At 36.6% G+C, this 4,097-nt stretch carries 6 protein-coding genes; all 6 read right to left on the bottom strand.

All coding sequences use genetic code 11. The annotated features are described in order from the left end of the window. Positions 1-224 (bottom strand): hypothetical protein (locus NT145_00350; GenBank protein MCX5781148.1); only part of this gene is annotated, 224 nt, incomplete at its 3' end. A 133-nt stretch (positions 225-357) separates the two neighbouring features. Beyond that, the gene (locus tag NT145_00355; protein MCX5781149.1) at positions 358-1,356 is read right to left on the bottom strand and encodes a DUF362 domain-containing protein; all 999 of its coding nucleotides are present in this window, start codon (positions 1,354-1,356) and stop codon (positions 358-360) included. Next, complete coding sequence (gene tatC / locus NT145_00360) at positions 1,346-2,113, bottom strand: twin-arginine translocase subunit TatC (protein MCX5781150.1); 768 nt, start codon at positions 2,111-2,113, stop codon at positions 1,346-1,348. Before tatC ends, NT145_00355 begins: the two co-directional genes overlap by 11 nt. Next, positions 2,094-2,273, bottom strand: a complete 180-nt coding sequence (gene tatA, locus NT145_00365) for a twin-arginine translocase TatA/TatE family subunit (GenBank protein MCX5781151.1) — start codon at positions 2,271-2,273, stop codon at positions 2,094-2,096. Before tatA ends, tatC begins: the two co-directional genes overlap by 20 nt. A gap of 138 nt (positions 2,274-2,411) precedes the next feature. Continuing rightward, a complete protein-coding gene (locus NT145_00370; GenBank protein MCX5781152.1) occupies positions 2,412-3,617 on the bottom strand; it encodes a sodium:calcium antiporter in 1,206 nt (401 codons plus the stop codon). Positions 3,618-3,798: 181 nt separating this feature from the next. Continuing rightward, on the bottom strand, positions 3,799-4,097 hold a 299-nt coding region (locus NT145_00375), incomplete at its 5' end, for a hypothetical protein (protein MCX5781153.1).

Genomic DNA, 4,097 nt, shown 5'->3' on the forward strand with positions numbered 1-4,097 from the left:
ATCTGGTATTCAAAGCCGCCGCCGACCATGAACATATCATTCAATGCGCTTAGATATTCAGCGCCGATGGAAGTCGCGGCATCCAATTCGGTGTCAAAGCTGGAGCCCGATCCTTTAAGCGTGCCCGTCTGATTCATCTGATAGCCAAGCTTCGGCACAATCTGCCCTGCGAAAACGTTTGCTGCAAAAAACAATACTGATACGACTAACATTAATTTTTTCATTGCTTTCTCCCTTTAGCCCCCATGTTTAGGTTTATGAAATAAACCTGTGGGGGTTTTTTGTTTTTAAAATGAACTTTTTAGGTTTTCACCTCCTTTTTACTAATTAAAAATATACAATAATCAAATTATTTTGTCAAACCCTGATTTCTCTTATTTTTGCCTTGGCGATATCCATACTTCCAAGTCCGCGTCTTGAAGCAATTGGAATACTTCCGATATCTGAAGGCTTCATTCCGAACAAAGTTGTTGCATAAGCATCAGCTAAAACAGGATCCGCGCTTGCAATAACCGTTTTTTTCATTTCAACATCGCCTAAATCCCCGCCGGTTGGCCCGTTTCTTAAAAGGATGCGGTAAGCGTCAATAACAGTAAGATCAGGTTTTATAAATTCTGTTATTTCAACGAGTTTTTGGTCAATATCCCAGTGAATTCTTCCTCTATTTCCCCCGCAAACACCCATAAGATTTTTCATAGAAAGGGTCAAACCTGTAAGGCCGTGATCTTTAGCAATGGGAACATTTATAAAAACATCACATTCAACGGCATCCCGAAACATCGGCCAGTCAGCCATTATGGAGCCCTTGGGATATTGAGCCGGATAAAATTTCCAATCATCGCAAAAATAGATTACTCCTCCCGCTTTTTTCACTGCATCTTCAATTCCAGTATTTCTGTAAGTTCTTCTAGAGTCATTGCATGATCGGTCAAACACTTTAACGATTTTTGCCCCTGAATCCCTGCATAATTTGACGAGAGTTCCAACTACTTCCGGATTTGTATTTCCTGCCTGTTCGGGTGTTCTGTCCCATCCTATGTTTGGCTTAATAACAACTGTATCTCCCGATTTAACAAAACGGTTCATGCCTCCTAAAATTTCTATGGCTTTTCTGGTTATTACGGCAGGATTTTCTCCTTTAACAACCGCCAGGTCAAAGTTTGTTACTACTTTTCTTCCAGATCTTGGTTTTAAGGTTTGGCCGGTTGCTTTTGCAAAAGCATAACGTGCGGATTTTGTCTGCAAGGCAAGATATCCGAGCCCTGCTCCGAGAAATTTAATAAAACTTTTACGCGAAATATTTTTGTTTAAGAATTCTTTAAAATTATTCTTAACAAAAAAATTGCTAATTTTCAATTGCGTAAACCTCTTCGGTTTTATTTTGTATTTTGGATTTATAAATAACCATGGATACTATTATGCTTGCTTCATAAAGAATTGTCATCGGTAGCGCAAACAAAAGCATGTTGAAAATATCAACAGTCGGGGTTATAACAGCAGCTATTAGGAAAAGGAAAAATATCGCTTCTTTTCTTTTTTTGCGCATAAAAAAAGGTGTTATTATCCCAGCAGAAGTTAAAATACCAGAAATCACGGGTATTTCAAAAATAACTCCTCCGATGAAAATTATCGCAAGCACAAAGGAAATATAAGCATTAAGGGTAATCATTGGGGTGGCTATGCCTTCGGTCATTTTCATAAGAAAATTCAATCCGAAAGGAAGAACGATTTCATACATGAAAAGCGTCCCGATAAAAAATAAGATTGCAGCGGAAATTACCCATTTGATTATTCCGGACTGAAGGCGTTTTTCAATAATAGGTCTGATGAATTTCCAAAACTGGTAAAAAAGGGCAGGGCTGGCAAGAATTATGCCGGCAACAAGAGAAACTTTAATATATACGGATATTACTTCTGTAGGCTTAAGAACTATAAAACCGGGGATTATCTTTGAAGCAGGGATTTTCAAAAATTCAATTATTTGCTTAGAAAAACTTATGCTTAGAAATGCAGCAGCAACTACAAAACCGATGCAATAAAATATTCTAACGCGAAGTTCGTCAAGATGCCCGATAAGAGTCAGAGAATCCGGATTAGTCCTTTTTTTCTCCATCGCTTCTTTTTTCCTCTTCAGAATCCCCCTGAAAAGCTTTTTTGAATTCTCTTATGGATTGGCCTAACGCTTTGCCTACAGCAGGAAGCTTGCTGGCTCCGAAAAGAAGCAAGGCAAGAAGCAGAAGCAGCGCGATTTCCTGAAAACCTAAACCGAACATAAACACCTCCGAAAAATACAGGTTAAGAGCGAAGCAGGTTAAGGTTTAGAAAAAATCCTTTTTTGTTTTGCTTAACCTTAACCTCAACCTTTTTTTCTTTAATGATATTAAAATTCTAAAGTATTGTAAAGAGATAATTCAGAAGCTCTGACTGCTTTTCTTGAACCAAGATTCTGTAAACATCTTAATGAAATTTTCCCTGGTTGATCTGGAAATAATGAGTATAAGAAGCGATAAAATAATGTATGCTACGGCATATATATATCGCACTTCGGTAGAAATAATAAAAAGCTGCGTAATAAAAAGTGCAAAGAGCAATGAAGCTTCTTTTATGTTGAATTTCAAGTTTGAAAGCATTACTAAACCTAATAGAGACTGTCCTGACGTGATAAGAATTTCTTCTATCTGGCGGGCATCCAAATGCATCGGTGAAATTTGCCCTTTTGAAATACAATAAGCGACAGGAAGAAGCCCGATTAGAAGTGTCCATTGGTTAACCTTTGACGATACAAGCACTCTTAATGAGGTTGACGCATGAAGACGTAAAGCAAGTATTATTGCTACAATAAATTCGGGAGCTTCGGATGCTAAAGGCGCAAGCCATTGGACTAGAATAAATTTTTCCAGTCCGAGCCTTTCTCCCGCGACTAGGAGTCCTTCGGCAAACGGTCCGGCTGAAACAAAAATTACATACGCTGAGAAAACAAAGAAGAAAACAGTAAGAAATATCCTTATATTGCGAGGCAAAGCCGCAATAATTTCCATAGGTCCTTCAATTTCTTTTTCTTCAGAATGAGATTTTGCAGTATTGAAGATATAAAGAACAAATATCCCGACTAGCACTATTGAATCTAATAATGAAAGAGTTCCTTTCATTGGGATTATAAATGAATATATCGTGGCAACAATCAGTGCAAATATTTCAATTCTCTGGCTTTTATCAAGCAGAATTTCCTTTTTGCCTGAACGCCACCAAAACAGAAAACAAACCAAAGACCAGCCGAATCCAAGAAGCAGTCTGTTTGAGCCGGTCATATTTGCGGTTGCATAAGCCGTATACGCAGGATTTTTTCCCGCTGTCCATGCAAAATATAAATCAACCATGTATTCAGGAAGAACTGCAATTAATGCAAGGAAAGCTATAGCAAGTCCTTGAGATATCTCAAGCTCGGCCAGTTCCGCGCCCCAGGTGACGATAAACGATGCACCCAAAACGGCAAGGCCCGGAAGAATAACATTTAAAGGATAATTTATATGGCTATGGCTGAAATGGACAAAAAGCCATTGAAGGCAAAAAAGAAAAGTTAAAGCAAACCAGATAAAAGATAATTTTTTATTTTTCATGATAATTTAATTACATATTTTATAAATAATACTTTTTTATTAGAAAAAATTCAAATTAGGACAAAATTTCTATAAAACTAAATGAGAATTTTAGACTTTTCTAATAAATAAAAAACCGTTTTATAAGTTTAAAAACTTATAAAACGGCAAAAGGATTAGAAAACACATTGCTAAATTAATATTAAAATATTACTGAAATAGAAATTCGGTGAGTTAAGCCAAATTCGCCATACGGAGCGATAGCATAATCTAAAGTGTATTTTTTATAAGTTAGTCCTATTCCACTAGAAAATCCGCCTAATCTATCTAATCCCTTAACGTTTGTATTATAACCAAATCTAAGAGCTGTTTCCATTCCTTTTATGTTCCTCAGATATTCAGCCCCAATCCCTGAATAGAAACCCGTATCATTTGTAAAATTTATATCAGCTAAAAAATTAAATCCATTTGTAATATTCAGATAATCATCAGATTTTGAAT

This window comes from Elusimicrobiota bacterium, assembly GCA_026388075.1.
Classification (GTDB): Bacteria; Elusimicrobiota; Endomicrobiia; order Endomicrobiales; family JAPLKN01; genus JAPLKN01.